We start from the raw sequence: 23,905 nt of genomic DNA, 5'->3' as shown, positions 1-23,905 counted from the left end.
CATGTCGCATTCAATGGAATTAGATGGTCGTCAGCAATTCAATCAGGCCCGTCGCTGGAGCGAAAAACTTCCGTCCATACTACGAGGATTCGGCGCAGCGGCCGTTATTTTTTCACTGTATAGTTTTATGTTTAAGGGATGGGAAGGCAGTGGTGATTTAGCTCGTTACTTAATTTTACTCGGGCATACTGGTTTACTCGCGGTGTTAGCGTTATTTGCCGGACATTTCCTAAAAGAAGGTAAAAGCCCACGTGTATTGTTGATGCTTTCTCTTGCTTCGGTACCCGTTAATTTCGCTGTTTTGGGGGCCTTAGTCTTTGCGGCAAACGCTCTAACGATATCATCCGTTTACCCTTCTTATTTTGCGTGGTCAGTCGGTGATTGGTCGACTGTTATACCGTTGGTGTCAAGCGCACTGTTGGTGCTAATGGCCGTTATTTTTATCGGTTTTCAGACGCTGGTACGAGGTATGAGTAAACCGATGATGGGTTTGTTCGCGCTGAGTAATCTTGCGTTACTGTTGCCGATTCGCGACCCTGTGTTGGTTACGGCGTTGGCTATAGGCCTGGGATTGTTGACCTTTATTATTTCAACCAACACCGCAAGGCGGCGAACTGAAGCGAGAACGTTTGAAGGCACCATTGCGCTTTTACTGCAATTCGTTCCGCCATCAATAATGTTGGTGAGAAATGTTTGGGTGTATCAACCTGATGCGTTAGCAGTACTTGGTTTAGTGATAGTTTGTTTTATTGCAATACGCCACTTTACCGGCATTATGAACCGTGATTCGTTTGCGCGAGTCTTTCTCGAAATACTGTCGGCTGTTTTCGCATTTGCTGCCGGTGTGCTATGCGCGATAACGTTAGTTGAATGGTGGTACTTCAGTACTTTCTCAATTATTTTATTCTTGTCCTCTTTATTAATGGCTGGGATGTTATATGAATTAGCTCAACGCGCGGGTTTGGGGAGTATGGTTTATCGAATTTTGGCCGTGGTCTCATTTGTTGGCTTCCAACTACTGAACGTTATCGCTCAAATTGATTCGCTAAGCCTCTTGTGTGGACTGATGGGTGGCGGTTTGTTGCTCGGTGTGGGTAGCTATGCCAAGCAGCAGTCGCTTTTGATTGGCGGTTCTTTGTTAATAGCCGTGGCGTTGATTGTTGAAACTGTGCTTGCGTTGCGCTCTTTTGACCTCAATTATTGGGTCACATTATCCGCAACAGGTGTTGTAGCGATTGTGCTTGCATCACTGATGGAATCGAAAGCAATTGGTATTAGACGCTATATAGGCCTGTACAAAAACCGGTTTAAAGAGTGGGAGATTTAGTTACTTTTGGGGAAACAATAAAAGAGCCCAGCGATACGCTGGGCTTTTTTATGAGAGGTATTCACGCTACCGGGTGGTTAGAAGTGGATGTTCAGTGACGCGTAGGCACCATCTAATTCAAGGTCAGCATCTAGATCTGCAACATCATCCAGGGTGAGGCTAAACGTGCGATAGCCTACCTCAACGCCAAGGTCGAAGACCCAGCCGTCGGACATCCAACCCGCGAAGAGTTGATAATCTGTCATATCGTTGCCGTCGTAACCAATATAGTTGCCAGCCGCACCCGCGTAAAAACCCGTTAATGGCAGGTCAAATTGGCCTTTTAAATAAACCAGAGGCAAAGTCTCATCAAACTCTTCAGAGACAGAAGTTCCAGCCTGAGGACCGCTCACGGCTGCCACATCGATACTGCCATCGAACTGACGAAAGGTGAGACCAAAGTCTAACGTAATCCAGTTGTCCAATAGCTCATAGTAGAGCGTTGCGTCCGTGTGGCTGAGGTCGATGTCAGAGTTTACGTCTGAACTAGCTGAAAATGTTTGGCCATCCAGGGTAAAGTCGGTGGTCAGTGCGCCCGAACCGTCAACGGCCAGGTCCGTCATTTGGAGGCGAATGTTGGGGATGACGGGTACAGGGTGCTCAAGCGCGATATAGACGAAATTGACGTCTTGATCCTGAATGCCTAGGTCTCGGAGGTCTGCTTCGATGGTACCGGTTTCTGCGATTGAGCCGCTGAGGTCCGATTGCCAAACGCCTGCGCCCGCATAAATCCCTAGTATCGTATCAGCGTTTGCCAGGGGGGCGGCAAAACAACCGGATATTCCTAAAGCGATCAGCGTCTTTTTCATAATCTCTCTCTCTTATTTAATCTCTTTTGTCTGGATGCTCACGTAAAGATCTTGGCCGCAACAAATATTAGCTGTAGCAAACATTAGTTATAGCAAACAATTGATGAACAAGATGTTAATCGTACCGAAATCAACGGTTTAGTTAACGGCTTTTGGATTGAGTGTCTCGATAAAGGCGCGAGCGGCGTTACTCATTGTTCGGTTTTGGTGATAGATGAGACCCAGTTCACGAGAGAGTGCAATGCCGGGGAGGTCTAGGGCGACGAGGCTGTCGTCGATTAACGAACTGGGTAACACACTCCAGCCAAGATTGACCGAGACCATCATTTTAATTGTATCGAGGTAATTGGTGCTCATGTTTAAGTTAAGCACCAGACCTTTTGCATCAAATAATCCCTTCACAATTTGTGTGGTGTAAGTGTTTAGATCGGGCAATATGGCTGAGTACGCCAGCAATTGGTGAAGTTCTAGTGGCTGTTTTGAGGCATTTTTGAGGGCCAGCGGATGTTGCGGCGATGCGACGAAGGCTAACGGATCATGCCACACATTCTGGGTAATGATCGAAGTGACAGGGCTGGGGGCCAGCGTAATCAGCGCCAACTCAACATCAGTGCTCTGTACCGCTTGATAAGCCTTTTCTGAATCCATAAACGACAGGTGAAGCTCAACCTGTGGGTATTGCTGTGCAAAAGCTCTCAGTGTGGGCGGAAGGCGGTGTAGTCCCACATGATGACTGGTGGCGATATGCAATGGCCCGCTGACGTCTCCAGATAGGTCTGCGAGTTGTTGCTGGGCATCTTTAAGCGATTGGATGATATGCCGCGCCTTGGGTAATAGCACACGGCCGGCTTCAGTTAGGCTGACACGCCGACCGATTCGGTCAAATAACCTGCAGTTGAGCTGGTCTTCCAAGGTCGCTACCCGCTTGCTGACGGCGGGCTGTGTCAAGAACAAGCGCTCGGCAGCGAGAGAGAAAGACTCGGCTTCTGAGACCTGTATAAAGGCGTTGAGGGTTTGGCTGTCCATGTCGAATGACGTCGTATGTTGGTATTGAGGTCTATCTTAACCATTCCAAAATGGAATGCAAAATATTATAAATATGAATTTGTTTTATTTTGGCGCTGACACTAAGCTGCACGCTATTCATTGTTGATTAGAAGACACTTACTTTAGAGAGACATTCGGGAGCACGTTATGGCTGGCAAGACGTTATACGACAAGTTGTGGGATGCCCACCTTGTGAAGCAGCGCGATGATGGGTCTGCATTGATTTATATCGATCGTCACATCATTCATGAAGTTACCTCACCGCAGGCGTTTGAAGGGCTTCGTATGGCCAACCGAAAGCCATGGCGAATCGGGGCGAACATCGCAACGCCGGATCACAACGTGCCAACCACATCTGAGGAACGTAAATCAGGTGTCGATGGTATAGCGGACCCCGTATCGCGAATCCAAGTGAAAACCCTGGATGACAACTGCGATGAGTTCGGTATTCAAGAATTTAAGATCAACGATTCGCGACAAGGCATCGTGCATGTTGTTGGCCCAGAGAGTGGGGCGTGTTTACCGGGTATGACCATTGTGTGCGGCGATTCCCATACGGCCACTAACGGCGCATTGGGGGCCTTGGCTCACGGAATCGGTACCTCAGAGGTTGAACATGTGTTGGCAACACAATGCTTAGTTGCCAAAAAAATGAAAAACATGTTGATCAAAGTCGATGGGCATCTAGCACCAGGCGTCACGCCAAAGGATGTTGTCTTGGCGATTATCGGCAAAATTGGCACGGCGGGTGGCACCGGCTATGCGATGGAATTTGGCGGCCAAGTGTTCCGAGATATGTCGATGGAAGGACGTATGACAGTGTGCAATATGGCGATTGAAGGGGGTGCCCGCGCCGGTATGGTCGCTGTTGATGAGAAAACCATTGAGTACGTTAAAGGCCGGAGCTTTGCGCCCAGCGCCGAGCAGTGGGATCAAGCCGTCGCGCAGTGGCAGACGTTACACAGCGATGAGGACGCCGTATTCGATACGGTAGTCGAGATGCGCGGTGAAGATATCGAACCCCAAGTTAGCTGGGGTACGTCGCCCGAAATGGTCTTACCCATCAGCGGTGTTGTACCGGCGCCAGAATCCGAAAGCGATGCAACTAAGCGCGAGAGTATTGTCAGTGCGTTGTCTTACATGGGCTTAAGCGCCGGGCAAAAAATTGACGATATTCCTGTCGACGTGGTGTTTATTGGCTCTTGTACCAACTCCCGTATCGAAGATATTCGCGCCGCCGCGGCAGTGGTAAAAGGCCGAAAGAAAGCTGACTCAGTCAAACGCGCGATGGTGGTACCAGGTTCTGGTCAGGTCAAAGCGCAAGCAGAAGCAGAAGGCCTCGATAAAGTATTTGTTGAAGCGGGCATCGAGTGGCGAGAGCCGGGGTGTTCAATGTGTTTGGCGATGAATGCTGACAAATTAAACCCAGGAGAGCACTGCGCTTCGACATCTAATCGAAACTTTGAAAGCCGCCAAGGATACGGAGGTCGCACCCATTTAGTTAGCCCTGCAATGGCAGCGGCAGCGGCGGTCTTCGGCAAGTTTGTTGACGTCCGCACCATCAATTAAGCCCACGCTTTAAACTGGAGATACGATATGAAAAAGTTTACTGAAGTTACTGGCATCGTGGCGCCAATGGATCGCGCCAACGTCGATACTGATTTGATTATTCCAAAGCAATTTTTGAAGTCAATTAAACGCACTGGGTTTGGACCTAACTTATTCGATGGCTTGCGTTACCTCGATGAGGGGCAGCCAGATCAAGACAACAGTGGTCGACCGGTAAACCCAGAATTTCCATTAAACTTCCCTCGCTACCAAGGAGCGGAAATTCTTTTGGCGCGCAAAAATTTTGGTTGCGGTTCTAGCCGCGAGCACGCGCCCTGGGCGTTGGACGACTACGGTTTTCGTTGTGTGATTGCGCCAAGCTTCGCTGATATCTTTTTTAATAACTGCTTTAAAAACGGTTTGTTGCCCATCGTGCTGAGTGAGGGTGAAGTCGATCAGTTGTTCAACGAGTTATATGACAATGAAGGTTACCAGTTAACAGTAGACCTCAGTGCCCAAACGGTCACAACGCCAGCCGGAACAACATTTAATTTCGACATCGACGAATTTCGTAAACATTGTTTGCTCAATGGATTGGATGATATTGGTATTACGTTACAAGACGCTGATGCAATTACGGATTACGAACAAAAACGCAAGCAACAGAGCCCTTGGCTTTTTAACTAGAGCGTTGCCAGCTAGCGATGCTGGGTCGTTAGCTGGCTTACTTGAGGGGATGCAAGCGTATTACTGAATGCGGTCATTACCCATATAGTGCTTTAGCGCTGACTCGACGTCGTCATAATTGGATGCAAAGGTTGGCCATAGTGCGTCTAAATCGGTACTGTCCTTTTGATTCCCTAGCTGCTCGATGTCACTTGCGATAGATGCAAGCTGTTCGGCACTTAAGTTCCCTGCGACACCTTTAATCGTATGCGCAGTCATTTTAACGGCATCAAAATCACGTTGCTTAATGCTTTCGTTAAGTTGTACCACGCGTTGTGGCATATCGTCCAAAAACATCTTAACAAGCGTCTGAAGACGATTATCTTTCCCTTTTACGCGCTTCAAAGCAGATGACCGATTCCACGTCATCAATGCGGTGTCTTTGGGTAGACTATCTTCCGTATAGGTTTTGCCTAACAACCACTTTTCCAAAATATGTAGTAAGGTTTCTGAGTCAATGGGTTTAGGGATGTAGTCCGACATGCCCGCGTTAATACATCGCTCGCGATCACCCGCCATGGCATTAGCTGTCATGGCCACAATAGGCACGCTTTTATAATAATGGCCGGCCTTACCGGCGCGAATGGCTCGTGTCGCATCGAAACCATCCATTTCTGGCATCTGGCAATCCATTAATATCAGTGAGTAAGGGTTGCTACGCTGTGATGTTTCCAATGCCTTGAGTGCTTCAATACCGTTACCCGCAATATCACACGATAAGTTTAAATCTTCTAATTCTCCGCGGGCTACGGCTTGGTTGATGTGGTTATCCTCAACCAACAAAATTCGGCAGTCTTTAGGCCAAGCATGTGTGCAATCAAATTTTTCTTCCCCTATATGCAGGTACTTTTTAAGATAGTTGCTGGTAATAAAACCACTTTCACCGTCTAAAATAAGCGAGAGGGCACCGCGGAAGTCTTCAGTGGTGGCGGGCTTGGGGAACGAAGCGTTAAACCCGAGAGAAGCTAGATCTTCCCCGCTTTGGGTGGTGTGCGCAGACGTCATTAAAATCAGCTTTAAGTTATTGAGCTCAGGCTTGCAGCGAATGGCTTCGGCCAGTTGGTAGCCATCCATTTCTGGCATCGCCATGTCGAGAACAGCAATGCGAAAATGATCTTGCTCGTCGCTAAGTTGATTTTCCGTAATGAGTGCCAATGCACGACTAGCAGAGGCCGCTTCGGAGACGTTCGCGCCCCAGTGTTCGAGTTGACCTCGCAACACTCGGCGGTTGGTAGAGTTGTCATCGACTACCAGTACGGGTACCTGGTTTAGCTGAAGTGGTGGTAGTGGTTGTTGCTTAACCGTGCTTTTTGCCAGATTGACCGTGAAGGTAAAGCAACTGCCGATACCTTCCTCACTTTTAGCCGTTAAAGAACCTCCCATGAGTTCGCATAAGCTTTTGGCGATGGTTAAGCCGAGTCCGCTACCACCATATCGGCGTGTCGTAGATGCATCGGCTTGGGTGAAAGATTCAAATAATGAGCCCATTGATTTCTCAGAAATGCCAATACCTGTATCGTGAATCTCGCAGCGAAGTATCCATCCTTGGTAGGCATCTTCAAACATGCGAGCTTTAACCTCGATCTCGCCTTTTTCGGTAAACTTGATAGCATTGCCGACAAGATTGGTAAGTACTTGCCTTAACCTGCCTGGGTCGCCTACGACCATGTGGTTGGGAACATCTCTAACGTCGAGAATGAATTCGACATTTTTTTCTTGTGCTCGATAGGCGATTGACTTGGCAAACTCACTGAACTGAGCATGAATATTAAAATCGATTTTCTCTAACTCAATTTTGCCTGATTCAATTTTAGAAAAATCCAAAATTTCATTGATAATAGTGAGCAGGCTTTCTGCACTGGATTTCGCGAGATGGACAAAATTGTATTGTTCACGATTGAGATGCTGTTTTTCAAGCAAGCTTAGCATTCCAAGTACGCCGTTCATTGGTGTGCGTATTTCGTGACTCATCGTGGCCAAGAAATTAGATTTAACCTCAAGCGCTTCCAAAGCTTCATTTTTAGCTTTAATTAAGTCTTCTTCTGCTCGTTTAATGCGCGTGATGTCACGATAACTCCAAACCCGGCCATTGACATCATTTTGGCTATGCATCGGCCAGGAAAAACGTTCGATAATACGACCATCCAGAAGTTCTATTATGTCTTGTGAGTCGGTCTCAGGGTTGTCGCGGATGGCCTCAAATCGTGCTTTGTAGGCTTTTACATCGGAAACTTGAGACAGGATATGGCTAACCAAGCTTTCATAAACTTGATTGTCGACCTCGTTGAGAATGCTTCGTGTAATGCCCCAGATTTTTGCAAACTGCGAGTTATAGTGGAGTACAAGGCCATTATTGTCGGAGACCATAATGCCATCTTCAGTGGACTCAAGCGTTGCTTCTAACAGCGCGAGATTTTCTGCTTGTTTGGATTCAAATTCTTTATTTAAACTAATGTCGCGTACAAATCCTGTAAAAATAATTCCTCTGTCAGTATTAATTTTTGAGATTGCTAAGTGAATGGGAAATTCGGATCCATCACGACGGGAAGCAATAAGCTCTCGTCCTTTTCCCATTATTTGGCTCTCACCCGTATTTAAATAGTTTTGTATGTATTGGTCGTGCTCTTCTGAAAAGACTTTGGGCATTAACATATTTACGTTTTTTCCGACGACTTCTTTTTCCGTGTAACCAAATAGGTGTTGAGCGGATCGGTTAAAACTAAGCATGGTGCCTTTAACATCGATACTGATGATGCCTTCTTCTGCCTCATCAAGGATGGTTTGCATGTGTTCACTAAACTCTTTCGCATCTTTGGCGGCTTGGAGATGTGCTTTGCCTAGAGAGTCTTGGCGCAACATGGCATTGTGAAAGGTTCTTGCGAGAACGCCCACTTCGTCTTTTGCATCAAGTGGGAGTTGACCAACGACACCGTTATGCTCGAAGTCTTGTATTGCATCAGTAATTTGGTGCAGCGGTCTCACTAGCCGCTCAGACGCGAGAAAGGTAATGAGAAGGATAAGGGTCGCCATGATTGCGCTGGCTACCAACACCCGATTTCGAAATGCTAGTAGGCTCTCGAGCTGATCTTGACTGGCGTGGCGGGTAAAAAGATACACTGTTTGCTTAAAGGGCCCGCTCAATAGGTTGAGTTCTTTTACATTGAAAATGGCATTCTTTTCTTGGTTGAGAAAATGACTAAAGCTAGCTTTATCCAATTGACTTCCGTTGGATGAAAACACGTTGAGCAGCTGAGAAAATAATGCCGTCTTGAGAATCACTCGGTTGTCATCCGTGAAAATAAGCGCTTCTAATTGGCTCTTTTCTTTTGATGTGATGCGCTGATAGCTTTCATATATTTGCAGGTTGATTTCCAGGTAGCCCCAGAGTGATTGTTTACCCGCGTCAACAACCGGGGTCACGATACGAATTGGTGTTGCTTCTCTGTCACTGCGATTCTGATCGATGTAGAAAATGACTTGGCCGGGTGGCGTGCCGGCGAGTTCTCCAATATAGCTGCTTTGACGCAAGGCACGCAGTTGATTATCAAGCGTGTTAAACACTTCGTTATCGCTATTAATTAATCGTACAACCTCTTTCAGTCGGTCAATACTGATCAGACGAATAGATTCATAATGTCTGTTTTGCTGCATCATCTGCGTCGCAATATCGACAAACTCTTTGCGCGCCGTGGCGCGTTCTTCTGACTGTCCGTTGCTAGATGGCACGCTGCTAGAAGACCCGCTGCTAGATGAGAGCGTCATTCGGACGGTGGCAGGAAGAGTCGACAAAAGTTTTAAATCGGCAACAGATTGTCGAGTGAGTGCTTCTAAAGCGTTTGAGAGAATGGTCGATTCTGTTTCTAAATCTTTATTCGCTTGCTGGACAATCAGTTGCTTAGATTCATTGAAGAAAATCAGCGCTATTGGGGTGCATGTCAGCACTATGAGAAGTGCAGCAACGCAGGCGAGTTTGATCCTCAACGGCCAGCGCACGAGTCCGGTGCTGACCATTTGACCTACTGTGTCATCAGCTCGGTTGTTGAGATCGCTTAATTCTTGAGTCATCAGGTTATCAATACATTTCTACTCGTTCCTCTATATACCCTAGTCTAACTGGACGAGGTGTGGAAAAAATACAATGGGGTCTGGTATTCTTGACGGCTGACCAAGAGGATAAAAATATGCAAAAACAAGGTGGTTGTACCTGCGGTGCGGTGCGCTTTTCAATCAAACAGTCGCCAATGATCGTGCATGCATGCCATTGTCTTGATTGCCAAAAAGCTTCTGGCGCGCCCTTTGTTGTGAATATGTGGATTGAGGATGAGCATGTCGAGCTAAGTGGTGATGCCCCTAAGTGTTATGAAACTAGTGGAGGCAGTGGCAAGGCTGTCGAGTTTTATTTTTGCGAGCAGTGTGGCACGACAGTATGGAATCGCTATCACGCAGCGCCGCTCAATACCATTTGGTTACGCGCCAGCTGCCTCGATGAGTTGGGCGATATTCGGCCAGACATGCATATCCATACGCGGCAAATGCAACCGTGGCTAACGTTGTCCGATGGGGCTCCGCAGTTTGAAGGCTACTACGATATGGGCACTGAATGGCCCGCTGAGAGCTTAGAACGCTTCCAGAAAGTACTGGCTGCGGTCTAGATAAGACGACTTACTGTTCTGCTGGCTGAGCGAAGGCGCGAGAAATTTTCTTCTTCAATATATCTTCGTCAACAGGTTTAACAACGTAATCGTTTACTCCCTGTTGAATAGCGGTGCGAATTTGTTCGCCTTCCGACACGGCCGATACCAGCATAAAGATGGTCTTGGCGTAGCGAGCATCCGCGCGCATGAGTTGATGAACTTCCAGACCTGTCTTGCCCGGCATATTCCAGTCGCACAAAACCAGGTCAAACCCTTCTTCAGCCTGGAATATTTTTGCCAGTGCTTGGTTGCCATCACTCGCGAGTTCTAAGTTTGTGATTTTGAGGTCGGTCAGAATCTCTTTAAGTAAATCTGCTGAATAGTTGTCGTCTTCTGCGATTAAAACTCGCAGGTGAGAAAAATCAATAGAATCGGATCCAGATGACGATGCATCGGTGCACGCGGCCTCGATTTTGTTCAGCGCATCGCTGAGTAGTTGAGCCGATGCTTTGTACTGTTCAATTTCGTTGTAGCCAATCTCGTTACTACGAGAATTTTTGATAAGCCAAGCACGACGTTTACTGAGTGTTTCGGTAACAATTTTGAGTTCTGGCGCTGTGAGCATAGTTTCTAGAATCGTTTATCAACCCATGTCTGTTTAAGATTAGCAGGATCTTTCCTGACAGCTAGCGAATATTGAGCCTTTGCTGTATTTTCTTACCTGGCTTTTTTAAAGCGACCAATCAGTGCGTGAATCTCTCTAGCACTCCGAATGATAAGTAAATTGACATAACCATAAGCCACATCATGTTAGACATTACTCCCAATATCGCCATCAACGATGATGAATTCACTATGGTTGCTGTTCGCTCTCAAGGCGCTGGTGGTCAAAACGTCAATAAAGTGTCGACTGCGGTGCAGATTCGTTTCGACATTCATCAATCGAGCCTGCCGGGCTGGGTGAAAGCTCGACTGTTGGGGATCCGTGATCAACGTTTGTCGAAAGCCGGTGTTTGGGTGTGTAAGGTACAGGAGGCGAGGACGCAAGAGCGGAATCGCCAAATTGCGCTGCAACGTCTGCAAGCGTTTGTCCGACAGGGAACCTTTATTCCCAAACGAAGAGTCCCGACAAAGCCGAGTAAGGCAGCGAAAAAGGCGAGGGTAGATAGTAAGACTCGCCGTGGACAAATAAAGCAACGTCGGGGGCGAGTTTCGGATTACTAGATAGATTCTGTTTTCCAGATCGGCGGGTCCACAGCCGCGTTAAATATGGCTGTGAACCGCTGTGTGGCGTTTACTGATTTACTCTTCGGTATATATTTTGGTAATCGGTAAGGTGACCGCTGAGGGGTGACGGTCGGTGTGGTGAATGGTGTTGGTGGCGACAACGGCGTCTTTACTGAAGTCCAGTACAGGTTCCCAAGTGTTGGAGTGGTTGTCAAAGCGGTTGAAGTTACTGCTTTGAATGTGAACCGCAATTTTGTGCCCTTTGTTAAAAATGATCCCAGTCGACCATAAGTCAATATCCAACTCATAGATTTCGCCAGGTTTAGCCTTTAGCATTTTATCAACGCCATCACGAAATCGAAGTCGTGTGCCCTGGTCCATGATTAGCGCCTCATAGCCATTGGGGTAAACATCGACGAGTTTGACATAAAAATCGGTGTCTTCTGCACTGCTGCTGACATAAAGCTTGGCGCTGAGATTGCCAATTACTTCGACAGGGTTGTCGAGCACGTCGGTTTCGAATTTAAGGACATCGTTACGGCCGCTGACTTCTCGCTGGTCCATCGGCCCCAACGCGATGGTCAAGTTATTTCCGCCAACGCTTGGGATAGGGTTATTAGGATCGTGTTTATATTGACTCTGTTTACCCGCGATTATGGATTTTTCCCAGGCTAGCTTGCCATTGCCCGATAGGTATAGCTGTGTCGATGTTGACTTCGGTGGCCAGCTATCACTGGTGCGCCACTCATTACCAGGTACATCGTCGGCGTCGCTCATGGCGTCTCCCATGACGTAGTACCTAACGGCAGGCTCGTCATAGAAGCCGGTGTCTTTACCCTTTAGCCAGTGATCGAAAAAGCGTGTGACTTCACGGCGATCTCCGCGCAACTGTCCAGCATCTTTCGGGTATTGCAGGTCACCCTTTAACGCACCGTGTCCAAAAGCGCCCAGGACTAACTTTTGGTTGCCTTTAGCGCCTTTGCTTCCGTGATACTGCAAGCCCATGAAATTATCGATATTGCCTTGTAGAAAAATGTCATACCAACCCCCTTTATTGAGCATAGGGACCTTAATCTTGTCGTAGTAGTTGGCCATATTGCGTAATTCGTCGCCTTCGTTGATGGTGCGCATAATCGGGCGTGGCACTTGAGGGCGTGCAACGCCTCTCCCAGCGCTCCAGTCTTCGACCATGGCTCTCAGATATGCTCCGTTAGGATAGGTTGAATAGTGGTAGGCGCTACCATGGGCAACGATGGCGTAACCGGCCTTGATGGCTGGATGTAAGCTCATTACCGCGAGATTGGCCGTAATACCGGTCGCGCTCGCGCCATACACCGCGACTTTTCCATCACTGAAGGGCTGTTGTGTCAGCCACTCGATGGTGTCGTAACCATCATTCATATCGTGAACCCAGGCTTGGTACTCGCCCTCGCTTTTAAATTGCCCTCGGACGTCTTGAATAACATAGACATAACCCGCATCGAGAAAGTCTTGCCCTTGTTCCTGCGGGCGACCTTCAGGTCGAGCACCTCGGCCATCTTTATTGTATGGCGTGCGAGTTAAAATGATCGGCCATGGCCCTTGACCTTCGGGAATAGAAATATTGGTCGCGAGTTTTGTGCCGTCGCGCATAGGGATCATGACTTCCCGAAACTCGGCGAAACCGGGCAATGCGATGGTGAGTAGTAGCAGCGAAAGAATAAAGTGCATTAGCCGTTTCGGTCGATGGTTAAGCGTTTGAAGGTCCATGGTTGTTGCTCCGGTGAGTGTTGTCTGCCAATTACGTTGGCTAATTATTGTGTAGGTGGATCATAAACAGAGCACAAAGCAGGCGCATAAAAACTGAGTAAATAATTGTTAGGCTGCAGAATTCTATGCCAGGGAAGGGGCGTACATAGGGAGCGTTAATAGATAAAACTAGTTACGGTTGATTGTGTCGCGAAGCAAAACTAATCTCAAAGTCTAGAGTCAATAAATTGAGAGGCTGTCAGGATTTCTGATGTTTCGCGCTGGGTGAAAGGTGTTATTCTGTGACTTCTGTGTACACCAGCGTCGCAATTTTTGGCTAGTATGGCACCCTACGAGGGTTAATTGTTTAGCTCGCGAACAAATTTTTAATCGTTGTATTCCGGCTCTGCTAATTGGGCCGACTTTCGTATATTTTCCTATCGGCAGTTGTTTTTCATGAAGATATTTCATTGCACTAAACCGGCCATGCTTGCGATCCTGTGCTTGCTTATGCTGCGACCTATTACAGCGGTCTCTGAAGGGGTTGAGGTTAATCAACCGGACAGTTTTGAGGCGTGTATTCTTCGGCTGCAAGCCGAGGGAAGAGAACTAGGAATCAACAGCGCTATGTTGTCGCTGCTCTCGAACGTGCAACAAATTAAGCGAACCATCACGTTAGATAGAAATCAGCCAGAGTTTGTTCAAACGTTTTCGGGTTATTATCTGCAACGCGTAAACACTATTCGAATCAGAAAAGGGCGCGACATGCTTCAAAAGCACCGTGCCTTTCTGGGTGAGTTATTGAGAGAATACGGTGTTCCACCGCAGTATCTGGTATCGTTTTGGGCGCTTGAAAGTAATTTTGGTCGCAATGTAGGCAATATGCCGACGCTCGATACCTTGGCGACCTTGGCCTGTGATCAACGGCGCAGTGATTACTTTTCTACGGAGTTGTTTGCGGCGCTTCGTGTTATGGAGCAACACCAAATTAAACCTGAATTGATGCAGGGGTCTTGGGCTGGCGCTGTGGGCCAAACGCAGTTTATGCCGTCGGTTTTTCTTCAACACGGCGTTGACGGCGATGATGATGGGGCTGTGGATTTATGGCGCAGTGAAAAAGATGCATTGCGTTCAGCAGCCAATTATCTGAGCCATATTGGTTGGCAGCGAGAATTACGTTGGGGGAGAGAGGTTCGTTTGCCTCGCGATTTCCAATATCATCTTGCAGGAATCAATAATCCACAGACTCTTTCCTATTGGCGTGACTTAGGTATAACCAAGGTCGACGGAAAGCCGGTCGAGGGCGATGGCATTGTGGCATCACTTATAATTCCCAGTGGTGAAGAGGGGCCAAAGTTTTTGGTTTACGATAATTTTCATGTGATTATGAAATGGAATCGTTCTCAGTTTTACGCCTTGGCAGTCGGAATTTTGGCTGACCGAATCAATGGTGCGGGAACACTGTATGCAGAGCCGCCGAAATCTGAAGCCATGACCAAACAGCAAGTGTTGGCCGTACAACAAAAGTTAAAAGATTTAGGCTTTGACCCGGGTGATGTGGATGGAGTGCTGGGGCCAGCGACTGCGATGGCAGTTCGTCAGTATCAATATTCTATTAGCCATGTCGCCGATGGGTTTGTCGACTACGGGCTGATGAGTCAGCTTGGGTTGCGTTAAGCGATATCGATTTGATTGAGCACGGCGACCTTCAGTAAGGCCGCGACTGACATGGCGTCGGTTATTTCACCATCTAGCGCCATCTTTATCGCACTAGATAACGGTAGCTGACGCAGTTCGATGTCCTCAGTATCTTCGAGCGCTTGTTTGCCTGCCGTAAGCTCTGTCGCGATAAAAATAGTCCCAGCTTGATCTGTCACGGAATTTGATGGGTGAATGCTCATGAGCTTTTCCCACCGATGTGCGACCAACCCTGTTTCCTCCAGCAATTCACGTTGAGCCGCTTCGAGAGTGTCTTCGTTTAATTCTGCGCCGCCTTCAGGAATTTCCCAAGTCGTTTGATTTAACGCATATCGACTTTGTTTAACCAGCCAGGTGTTGCCCTCACTGTCTATAGGGATTACACCCACGGCGTGGTGTTTAAAGCAGACCAAGCCGTAAATGCCCGGTGTATTCTTGGGGGTGATTACCTCATGGTGTTCAAGTTTAATCCACGGGTTTTCGTAAACCGCTGAGATTTCTTGGGTGATCCATCCGCCGGTGCGTGTGTCTAAACCCTGTTGTTTGTGGCTTTCTTCGTGTCGGTCTTGTTGGTTCTGAGGGTCGTCGCCTGATCCAATTGTCACTGTGTAGTCCCCGGTCGAAGTCAAATTATTAAGATTTGTGCAAGCGCAGATTAACCTCTGTATCATACGCGTTTTCGCGACAATCTGTGTGACACCCAATGAGTAATACCACCCCTTTGTTTTCTTACCCCAAATACTGGGCAGAGTGCTATGGCACAGCGCCATACCTGCCTATGTCACGTCGAGAAATGGACGAGCTGGGGTGGGATAGCTGTGACATTATTTTGGTGACTGGCGATGCCTATGTTGATCATCCCAGCTTTGGCATGGCGGTGATGGGACGGTTTTTGGAATCTCAAGGTTTTCGTGTGGGTATTATTGCGCAACCGGATTGGCGAAACACTCGAGATTTCATGCGTCTCGGCAAACCAAATTTATTTTTTGGCGTCACGGCCGGCAATATGGATTCTCTTATTAATCGCTACACGGCGGATTTAAGAATTCGTAGTGACGATGCCTACACGCCAAACGGAGAGGCGGGTAAGCGCCCTGACAGAGCGGTAATTGTATACAGCCAACGCTGCCGTGAAGCCTTTAAAGAAGCCCCTATTGTGATTGGTGGTATTGAAGCCAGTCTACGCCGCATCGCGCAGTATGATTACTGGAGTGATGAAGTGAGGCGTTCTGTGTTGATTGACTCTGGGGCTGATATTTTATTGTATGGGAATGCGGAGCGGGCCATTGCCGAAGTCGCGGACAGACTATCTCGAGGCGATAATATCGAAGCCATGCTCGATGTGCGAGGGACTACCGTTGTTCGCGATGCAACACCAGCAGGCTGGGTGGAGGTAGATTCAACACGTATTGACTGGCCGAGCCAGATCGATCAGCTGCCAAACCCTTACGAGTATGAACAAAAAACGGCGGAAGCAGGGTGCCAAAATAGCGCTAATTCTCAGGCGGAGAATGACTACAACGATGACATTCAGGCTGTAAAGATTATTCCGCTACCTTTACTCCACGACGCCAAGAAAAGAGACGACTTCAATATTGAAAAGACGGTGATACGTTTGCCGTCCTTTGAAAAGGTTCGCAATGACTCGGCGCTCTATGCGCATGCGTCGCGCGTTTTGCACCAAGAAGCGAATCCGTTTAATGCAAAACCGCTGGTACAAAAACACGGCACCAAAGAAATTTGGGTCAACCCGCCGCCAATTCCCCTAGAAACAGATGAATTGGATGGTGTGTTTGATTTGGCTTATCAACGAAGGCCACACCCAAGTTATGGTGATGCGAGAATTCCCGCCTATGAAATGATTCAGACCTCCGTCAATATCATGCGCGGCTGTTTTGGTGGTTGTACCTTTTGTTCTATCACGGAACATGAAGGACGAATTATTCAAAGCCGCTCGCAAGAATCGATATTGAAAGAGATCGAAAATATTCGAGATCAAGTGCCGGGTTTTGCTGGCAATATTTCTGATTTGGGTGGTCCCACCGCAAATATGTACCGCTTGCGCTGTAAAAGTGAAGAGATTCTAAAGAGCTGTAAGCGCTTGAGCTGTGTTTACCCCAATATATGTAAAAATTTAGAAACTAGTCATAAACATACTACTGAGCTGTACCGCGCAGCGCGAGACATTCCTGGCGTTAAGTTTATTGCGATTGCGTCTGGGTTGCGCTATGACCTGGCAGTGGAGGATCCCGAGTATGTGAAAGAGCTGGTGACGCATCATGTTGGCGGTTACCTTAAGATTGCGCCGGAACACAGCGAGCACAATGTGCTGTCGAAAATGATGAAACCTGGGATGGGAACTTACGATGCATTTAAAAAGATGTTTGAAAAGTTCTCAAAAGAGGCCGGTAAAAAGCAATATCTAATTCCATATTTTATCGCCGCTCACCCAGGGTGTGACGACGAGGATATGCTGAATTTGGCTTTGTGGTTAAAAGAAAATAACTTCCGGGTCGATCAGGTCCAAACGTTTTACCCCTCGCCGATGGCACTCGCCACGGCAATGTATTATTCCGAGCGCGATCCGTTACATAAGCTCAGCTACAAAAGTAAAAAAATCCCGGTACCTAAAGACATCAAGCAACGTCGTTTACAGAAAGCCTTCTTGCGTTATCACGACGAAAAAGGTTGGGATGATTTACGGGATGCTTTGAAAAGAATGGGGCGCGAAGATCTCATCGGTAGCAGTCCTCATGCGCTAATTCCTCCTGCAGCCCAAGCAAGGCACTTGAAAAAAGGAGTGGCATTGAATAATGCTGGTAAATCGAGAGCTTCTAAGTCGAGGGCAAATAAGTCTAGGCCAGCTAAACCTGGCCGCCGTCCCAATAGACGGCGATAGGTTTTATTGGCTCTGCTAGCGTCTAGACAGCCTTAACCGGCGCGACGATTAGCGGAATTGCCTGCGTTACCCTGAGTGGATGCTCGCTTGCGCTTTGGCGGGCTCATGCCACCCATTTTGTTGGGCTTGGCACTTTTTGGCTTGCTTCCCGTTGGTCTATTCCCTGAAGACTTGTCGCCAGACGATTGTTTGCCCAACGAATTAGCCCCTGAGGTTTTATTACCTTGCGGCTTGCGACCATTATGGGTTTTACCGGGTTTACCCGTTCCTGATTTGGCACCACTCGAACCGCGAGAGTTGTTTCGCCCCGCTGCGCCTTTTCTTTTGGCGTTAGTTGGTTTGTGAGCAAACTTACTTAAAGTAAACGGCACTTCGTAATCCTCTACCACTTCTTTCTTGATAGAGCGTGTGAGCAACCTCTCAATGGCATGAAGAAGATTTTCATCGTCTTTAGTGACCAAAGAAATAGCCACTCCCGAGTTGCCAGCGCGACCTGTGCGACCGATGCGGTGGATATAATCTTCAGCAACCATGGGGAGATCGAAGTTAATGACATGGGAGAGTTGGTCGATATCAATTCCGCGTGCGGCAATATCGGTTGCGACTAAAACACGAATTTTACCATGCTTGAAATCCGCCAATGCTTTTGATCGAGCCCCTTGAGTTTTATCGCCATGGATGGAGTCAGCACGCAGTCCGTCACTAGTCAATTGTCGTGCGACGCGATCGGCACCACGTTTGGTTTTGGTAAACACTAGAACCTGTTGCCAGTTTTTCATGCCAATTAAATGAGAAAGTAGTTCGCGTTTACGATGCTGCTCAACGGGGTGAACAATGTGGCGAATTTTTTCGGCGACGCTATTGCGGCTTGCGACTTCAATAACTTCTGGGGTATTGAGTATGCTGTTGGCCAAGTCGCGAATACTTTGCGAATAAGTTGCCGAGAATAAAAGGTTCTGCCTCGACTCTGGCAATTCTGCCAAAATGCGCCGAATGTCAGGTAGGAAGCCCATATCCAGCATACGATCTGCTTCATCAAGAACCAGCGTTTCAACGCGTGATAGATCTAGAACGTTTTGATTGACGAGGTCTAGTAGACGACCGGGTGTGGCCACCAGAATGTCGCAGCCGCGACGCAATTTAAAAATTTGCGGTGATATTTTTACACCGCCAAAAACCACGTTGGTGCGTACGGATAGGTATTTCCCGTAGGTCTCAACGCTATCAGACACTTGGCTTGCCAATTCGCGCGTAGGTACAACAATCAACACTTTGACATGACGAAACTTTTTCGCCGGTAGGGGTGGGCGTTGGCTTAAACGGTGAAGTATAGGTAGGGTGAAGCCCGCTGTTTTTCCCGTACCGGTTTGTGCACCAGCTAATACATCGCGTCCGTTAATAATTACGGGGATCGACTTTTCTTGAATAGGCGTAGGGTTTGTATAATTTTGCTCGCGCACAGCACGCAGCAGTTCTTCGGCAAGGCCGAGATCTTCAAATAACATAATAATTTCTCAGTTGACCGGCCAACTGGCTTTACCCTTTGAATTCAATGGGTTGCCGTGTCGGTCTAGGCAGGTAGTGCAGGTTGAGGTGTACAATAAATCGGTAGATCTAATCTAAAGTACCAGTAACCGCTGTAAGCGGTGTTATCGGGAGCTGTTGTTGACATCATGCCATACAGCTAGTTGGCGTGGACCGAAAAACGCCAGGTGCGCGCACTGTATAGTAATTTCCAATAAACTGTTAGCATTTTCTTTGATTTTTTCGGAATACTAAGTCGTTAGTACATGGTCGTTAGTACATGGATTTGCTTAGGATGCTCTGTAGTTTAGCAAGTTGCTTAGGGATGTCAGCTATGGGAATCCCTGCATATCCAAGGTACAACCCCTCGCGCTTTCGTTTACTTAGATACATTCGTTCAAGCGGTGGAAGTATCAGCGACTTCTCTTTGGCGAGTCTTTGGAGTTTTTCTCTATTGATAGCCTGCTTATAAAAACACGTGGACTGCATCCCCGCGCCGCTTTCGACCACTTCTAACCAATCTGTCATGTTTTCTTTGACGAGCCTCGAAAATAACGCCTGCTTTTCTCCATAGAGTTTTCGCATCCGACGAATATGGGAATCAAAATACCCGCGCTGCATAAAGAGAGCCACAGCTGTTTGCATTGTCAGTGAAGCATCTTGCCCTGTTTTCCGCAGTGCTTGCGCGAACGCTGATTTTAAATGAGGCGGCACGACGAGATAACCCAGCCGTAAACCGGGAAACAACACCTTTGAAAACGTGCCCATGTAGATGACGCGTTGATGAGCGTCCAATCCTTGGAGGCTATTGATTGGCCGTTGGTGGTAACGAAATTCGCTATCGTAATCATCCTCTAAGATAAAGAAATTTTCTTTTTCGGCTAGCTCCAGCAATGCCATTCGCCGGGGCAACGATAGCGTCGTGCCAAGTGGAAACTGATTTGACGGCGTGGTGTAGAGCAATTTTATTGGTGAGCGATTGCTGGCAATTTTTTTCGCTAGTTGGTCGACTTGCAGGCCTTCGGCATCGATATCAATACCAATGACCTTTGCATTGGCACCAAGAAAGGCCTCCCGGGCACCGAGGTAGCCCGGGTTTTCTATCGCAACGGTGTCATTGATGTCGAGTAGTAATCGCGTGGTGAGGTCGAGGGCGGCTTGGCTACCACCTAGCACAATCAGTTGTTCTTCGTCACAGCGGACGCCACGGGACATAGTGAGATAGCGAGCTAGCGATTGTTTCAATGTCGTTAGGCCACCTTGATCGCTATAGCGAAGTACATCATTCTGAGTGTTTTGGGAAGCGCTATGAACACATTGAGACCAACGCTTAAACGGGAAGTGTTCCAGATCTGGGAGGCCCGGAACAAATGAGGTGGTTTGTAACGTTGGTATAGCGCGGGAAGGGTTTGCCAAAATGCTTCCGCGCTTTGATAACGAGATTGGACTTGTTTTGAATGAGGGTTGATTGGGGGTGAGGCGCGTTACCTCAGTTTCAGGTAGTTGAGAACAGACGTATAAGCCGCTTCCTGCCACCGACTCAATATAGCCTTCGGCCTTGAGCATATCGAGCGCGGTGAGGACCGTATTACGCGATAGCGAGAGTTGTTGGCTGAGTTCTCGGCTAGTCGGTAGTTGTTGGCTGGGCCTAAATAGTCCTTCCAATATGGCTCGGCGTAAGCTTTCAAATAACTGGTTATATAGCGCTCCCGGAAGGTCGGGTAGTAATTGAAAGGTCATATAATTGCTGAATTTAGTAAACTTAATTGGTACTAATTTTATTGCAATAATTGGATCTTTAGTAGTACCAATATTTGCAACATGCTAGCCGAACATTTTTAAGCAATATAGAGGGGCTAGCATGAGTGAGACAGTGTCCGACAGAGCAAGAGTTTTACGAGGGGCGAAACGTGCCGTGTACGATAAACGGAGCATATACCAAAGTTTAGATGCGACATTCTTGTGTCATGTCGGTTATGTATTCCGTGGTGAAGCACGCATCATCCCCACTGCCTTTGTGCGAGTCGGTGATGCGATTTATATTCACGGCAATCGTAAAAACGGTGCGATGAACTCGATACTCGATGGTCAAGTGGTTTGCACCGAAGTCACTATTGTGGATGGTTTAGTGCTATCTAGATCAGCATTTTCGCATTCAGTGAATTATCGTTCCGTCATTTGCTATGGAATAGCTGAAGAGGTTGAAGGCAAAGATAAAGTCAGTGTGCTTGATGCCTTGATTGAGCATTATGTGCCGGGTCGAATGACTGATTTACGGCCCCATTACGACGAAGAGTTGGCGGCAACCTTGGTGATCAAACTACCGATTACGGAGGCCGCGGCAAAGGTCCGCGCAGGCCCGCCAATGGACAGGCCTGAAGATTATGATGGCACGACGTGGGCTGGTGTTATTCCGACTGAGACTGCCTACGGGAAGCCGATACCGTGTGAAAAATTGCGCAATGATCAAGTCGTGCCAACATACCTCGCAAACTTTTATGAGTGAGGCTTGATTTGGCTTGGAAGACGGAGAGTCTCCCGGGAATGAAAGGCCAACGGGCGGCGCTCATTGGCTTTTCTAGGGTACCGATATGGCCTCTCACCAATGTCCAATATTCTCCATTGATGCCCAAGGCTCACAAGGTTCTAAAGCGTTCCCTTTTTGCAGTAACTCGATGGAAATATTATCGGGCGATCGGACAAATGCCATGTGGCCATCCCGAGGTGGGCGATTGATTGTAACCCCGCCATCTTGAAGCTTCTGGCAGAGTTCATAGATGTCGTCGACGCGAAATGCGAGATGGCCAAAATTTCGGCCTTCATCGTAGCCGCTTTCATCCCAATTGTAGGTAAGCTCTATCGCGGGCGCTTTGTTGGCCTTGAAGTTCTCAACATCCTCTGGCGCGGTGAGAAATACTAGCGTGAACTTACCTTGCGGTACTTCTTTCCGATAGACTTCGACAAGGCCTAATAGGACGCAAAAAAAATGCAGTGTTTTATCCAGATCGCTAACGCGGATCATTGTGTGCAGATATTGCATAGTGCCCTTCTTAAACTACAGTTCGATTAAAAGCAAAAAGCCTCCACGAAGGAGGCTTTTAATGTTAGCTGAGCGATAAGACTTAGTCCGCTTTTTGTGTTGCAGGTTCAGCTTCGCCATGTTCGTCGATTGGACCGAAGTCATCGATGGCGTGGCCAGGTATGAATACGCTTGGGCCGCACAGCGTGATAATAGAGACGATACCGACAACCACGCCAATCCACGGTTCATCAAAAATACCGAAAGCCATGGCGGTAATCATCATCGCACCCCGTTCGGTGGCGTCTTTGACCATTGAAAGCGCGAGCGTCGCACAGGCAAAACCGGTCAAAATCAGCGTTACCGCCAATGCCAACGGCAATAGAGGTTCTAGCAGGGTTACGATAGGCAGTACTAAAAATAGAACCGGAAGCCCAAATACGTAATAGCTGCTAATGCTGTCATAAAGGGAATCCACTTTGTCGCGTCCAGTTGCCCAACGTTTTAGCAGGATCACTTGAATCCCGGTCCACAGTACACCTTGAGTACTGAAGAAAGGGGCAACGATCGACATGGCAATGTTACGACAGCCGGTGGCCAAGTGAGCGCGACTGTTATTAATTTCGAGTTTTTCATCAGGTCGTGCGGGCTGTGTATGAGCGATTAACTCGTCACCGGTGACCATGTCGCCGAAAAACAAAATGTAGGTGATAAACGCAAGTGGCAGGGCTTTTAAGAACGTTTCTGCAGAAGGCCAGCCGATAACGAAGGGCGAGGTTTTATCCCACAGAGCTGCAGAGTTGGTGGCGACATCGAGAATTTCCCAGCGGATGTTGAACTCAAATTCACCCGTGAAGAAACCAATAAACCCAGCAATAACAAACCCAGGTAGCAAGCCAAGCCCAACAATTTTGGCGAGCCATGCTTTTTTCTCAGCCTGCATCTGCACAATTTTTGAAAAAGCGAAGATAACGCATATCGAAACGCCAATGATGCCGGCAATCGGCGCGCTTTCAAACACATTGGCGCTGTCGCCTGGCTTAGTGACGCGGATAAATGCGGCAACGGCTGCACCTAGGATAATGCCGCCCTTGAATACATCGGGAACCCATTTCACCAACTTGTCACCAAACCCAGTTAACCCCAGGACGATCAGGATGGCGGAGAAGTTGAGGGTCATCGCGGTCATCGCTTGGATTCGCAATGTGAAATCCGGCGTTCCGCCCTCGGTCATAAAATAACCGGTGGACAAGAACCCTAGAATGAGAGGAATCGCTGGTGTTAGCCAACCGGGGGCATAGGGGTCGCCAAACAGTAACCATGATGCCGAGATGAGCATGCTGTGGTACATCGCCATGGTGACCGCTTCTTCGAAATTGAGCCCTAAAAAGCCCATAAATACTGGGACAAGTGCTAGCCCAGTCGCGCCCGCAACGGCGATCCCTTGGAGCATATCGGGTATCGAAAGGCGAAGATGAACAAATGGAATACGAGCTTTAAATGGTCCCCACTTAATCCCAGGCTGTATTTCACCTGGCTGGCGTTTGGTCAGCATAATGGTCTTCTCTTAGGTCTTAGTCGTTAGAGGTCAATGTTCGGCATTTATTATGTGTACTGTTGGTGCACTCTGTGGCGAGTCCACAGCCGAATATTGGCCACGTAGTTTACAGAAATCTCGGC

Annotated in this window: 18 protein-coding genes; 8 read left to right on the top strand and 10 right to left on the bottom strand. The window is 47.9% G+C overall.

Features of this window, described 5'->3' with window-relative positions; genetic code table 11:
* Position 1: 1 nt before the first annotated feature.
* Positions 2 to 1,327 (top strand): hypothetical protein, encoded by a 1,326-nt coding sequence (locus tag ACZ5NB_RS11830; protein ID WP_460233822.1) that lies wholly within the window; start codon positions 2 to 4, stop codon positions 1,325 to 1,327.
* Between the two features lie 77 nt (positions 1,328 to 1,404).
* Here the strand turns inward: ACZ5NB_RS11830 and ACZ5NB_RS11825 are convergent, their stop codons facing one another.
* On the bottom strand, positions 1,405 to 2,175 hold the full coding sequence (locus tag ACZ5NB_RS11825) for a TIGR04219 family outer membrane beta-barrel protein (protein WP_460233821.1): 771 nt from the start codon (positions 2,173 to 2,175) through the stop codon (positions 1,405 to 1,407).
* 138 nt (positions 2,176 to 2,313) lie between these two features.
* The gene (locus tag ACZ5NB_RS11820; protein WP_460233820.1) at positions 2,314 to 3,201 is read right to left on the bottom strand and encodes a LysR family transcriptional regulator; all 888 of its coding nucleotides are present in this window, start codon (positions 3,199 to 3,201) and stop codon (positions 2,314 to 2,316) included.
* A 168-nt stretch (positions 3,202 to 3,369) separates the two neighbouring features.
* Between ACZ5NB_RS11820 and leuC the strand changes: the two genes are divergently transcribed.
* A complete protein-coding gene (gene leuC, locus ACZ5NB_RS11815; RefSeq protein ID WP_460233819.1) occupies positions 3,370 to 4,791 on the top strand; it encodes a 3-isopropylmalate dehydratase large subunit in 1,422 nt (473 codons plus the stop codon).
* Positions 4,792 to 4,818: 27 nt separating this feature from the next.
* Positions 4,819 to 5,457, top strand: coding sequence for a 3-isopropylmalate dehydratase small subunit (gene leuD / locus ACZ5NB_RS11810; protein WP_460233818.1), 639 nt, complete (start codon positions 4,819 to 4,821; stop codon positions 5,455 to 5,457).
* A 60-nt stretch (positions 5,458 to 5,517) separates the two neighbouring features.
* On the opposite strand, the gene ACZ5NB_RS11805 is transcribed toward leuD, so the two are convergent.
* The gene (locus tag ACZ5NB_RS11805; protein WP_460233817.1) at positions 5,518 to 9,561 is read right to left on the bottom strand and encodes a response regulator; all 4,044 of its coding nucleotides are present in this window, start codon (positions 9,559 to 9,561) and stop codon (positions 5,518 to 5,520) included.
* 59 nt (positions 9,562 to 9,620) lie between these two features.
* On the opposite strand from ACZ5NB_RS11805, the gene ACZ5NB_RS11800 reads away from it, so the two are divergent.
* On the top strand, positions 9,621 to 10,148 hold the full coding sequence (locus ACZ5NB_RS11800; RefSeq protein WP_460233816.1) for a GFA family protein: 528 nt from the start codon (positions 9,621 to 9,623) through the stop codon (positions 10,146 to 10,148).
* A 10-nt stretch (positions 10,149 to 10,158) separates the two neighbouring features.
* On the opposite strand, the gene ACZ5NB_RS11795 is transcribed toward ACZ5NB_RS11800, so the two are convergent.
* Positions 10,159 to 10,755 (bottom strand): response regulator, encoded by a 597-nt coding sequence (locus ACZ5NB_RS11795; RefSeq protein ID WP_460233815.1) that lies wholly within the window; start codon positions 10,753 to 10,755, stop codon positions 10,159 to 10,161.
* Between the two features lie 182 nt (positions 10,756 to 10,937).
* Here ACZ5NB_RS11795 and arfB point away from each other — a divergent pair, with 182 nt between their 5' ends.
* A complete protein-coding gene (gene arfB / locus ACZ5NB_RS11790; protein ID WP_460233814.1) occupies positions 10,938 to 11,354 on the top strand; it encodes an alternative ribosome rescue aminoacyl-tRNA hydrolase ArfB in 417 nt (138 codons plus the stop codon).
* 78 nt (positions 11,355 to 11,432) lie between these two features.
* Here arfB and ACZ5NB_RS11785 read toward each other — a convergent pair whose 3' ends face one another.
* Complete coding sequence (locus ACZ5NB_RS11785; RefSeq protein WP_460233813.1) at positions 11,433 to 13,106, bottom strand: CocE/NonD family hydrolase; 1,674 nt, start codon at positions 13,104 to 13,106, stop codon at positions 11,433 to 11,435.
* A gap of 435 nt (positions 13,107 to 13,541) precedes the next feature.
* Here ACZ5NB_RS11785 and ACZ5NB_RS11780 point away from each other — a divergent pair, with 435 nt between their 5' ends.
* Positions 13,542 to 14,762, top strand: a complete 1,221-nt coding sequence (locus tag ACZ5NB_RS11780) for a lytic murein transglycosylase (RefSeq protein WP_460233812.1) — start codon at positions 13,542 to 13,544, stop codon at positions 14,760 to 14,762.
* On the opposite strand, the gene ACZ5NB_RS11775 is transcribed toward ACZ5NB_RS11780, so the two are convergent.
* Positions 14,759 to 15,292, bottom strand: a complete 534-nt coding sequence (locus ACZ5NB_RS11775) for an NUDIX domain-containing protein (protein ID WP_464107945.1) — start codon at positions 15,290 to 15,292, stop codon at positions 14,759 to 14,761. The two genes, ACZ5NB_RS11780 and ACZ5NB_RS11775, sit on opposite strands and share 4 nt — an antisense overlap.
* A gap of 194 nt (positions 15,293 to 15,486) precedes the next feature.
* On the opposite strand from ACZ5NB_RS11775, the gene ACZ5NB_RS11770 reads away from it, so the two are divergent.
* Complete coding sequence (locus tag ACZ5NB_RS11770; RefSeq protein ID WP_460233811.1) at positions 15,487 to 17,682, top strand: YgiQ family radical SAM protein; 2,196 nt, start codon at positions 15,487 to 15,489, stop codon at positions 17,680 to 17,682.
* 32 nt (positions 17,683 to 17,714) lie between these two features.
* Here ACZ5NB_RS11770 and ACZ5NB_RS11765 read toward each other — a convergent pair whose 3' ends face one another.
* Both ACZ5NB_RS11765 and pdxR read right to left on the bottom strand, forming a co-directional pair.
* Positions 17,715 to 19,187, bottom strand: a complete 1,473-nt coding sequence (locus ACZ5NB_RS11765; protein ID WP_460233810.1) for a DEAD/DEAH box helicase — start codon at positions 19,185 to 19,187, stop codon at positions 17,715 to 17,717.
* Positions 19,188 to 19,479: 292 nt separating this feature from the next.
* Positions 19,480 to 20,946: a MocR-like pyridoxine biosynthesis transcription factor PdxR gene (pdxR, locus tag ACZ5NB_RS11760; protein ID WP_460233809.1), complete on the bottom strand. Its 1,467-nt coding sequence runs from the start codon at positions 20,944 to 20,946 to the stop codon at positions 19,480 to 19,482.
* Between the two features lie 121 nt (positions 20,947 to 21,067).
* Between pdxR and ACZ5NB_RS11755 the strand changes: the two genes are divergently transcribed.
* Complete coding sequence (locus ACZ5NB_RS11755; protein ID WP_460233808.1) at positions 21,068 to 21,712, top strand: pyridoxamine 5'-phosphate oxidase family protein; 645 nt, start codon at positions 21,068 to 21,070, stop codon at positions 21,710 to 21,712.
* A 93-nt stretch (positions 21,713 to 21,805) separates the two neighbouring features.
* On the opposite strand, the gene ACZ5NB_RS11750 is transcribed toward ACZ5NB_RS11755, so the two are convergent.
* Complete coding sequence (locus tag ACZ5NB_RS11750; RefSeq protein ID WP_460233807.1) at positions 21,806 to 22,246, bottom strand: VOC family protein; 441 nt, start codon at positions 22,244 to 22,246, stop codon at positions 21,806 to 21,808.
* An 82-nt stretch (positions 22,247 to 22,328) separates the two neighbouring features.
* Complete coding sequence (locus ACZ5NB_RS11745; protein ID WP_460233806.1) at positions 22,329 to 23,780, bottom strand: hypothetical protein; 1,452 nt, start codon at positions 23,778 to 23,780, stop codon at positions 22,329 to 22,331.
* Positions 23,781 to 23,905: the final 125 nt, after the last annotated feature.

Source organism: Aurantivibrio plasticivorans (genome assembly GCF_055392955.1).
This window is presented reverse-complemented; position numbering and strand designations above follow the sequence as displayed.